Below are 262 nucleotides of genomic sequence, written 5' to 3'. Positions count from 1 at the left end.
GCTCATGAATATCAATCGGCAGTCGCAGCTTGCGAGAGATATCGCTGGCGGAAAACAACCCACGAATAGTGTGATTGTCTTGATCAATCACCAAACAATGTTGCTGGTGATTGTCTTGCAGGAAATTCACCACATTCCCAATCGTCGACTTATCCAGCTCGGCATAATCCAGCGCCACCAGATCTTTTTTGCGCACCATCAGCTCCGCCACCAGCACTTCTGTCAAGCTGCGCAAGCCGGTATTGGCTGCTTGCAACAGCAC

Annotated in this window: 1 pseudogene; it reads right to left on the bottom strand. The window is 50.4% G+C overall.

What is annotated here, in order from left to right:
- Positions 1-262, bottom strand: a pseudogene (locus tag Q4563_RS20520) (hypothetical protein); the annotation flags it as partial.

Source organism: Gilvimarinus sp. 1_MG-2023 (assembly GCF_030548285.1).
The sequence above is the reverse complement of the archived record's forward strand: the minus strand, read 5'-3'. Positions and strand labels throughout refer to the sequence as shown.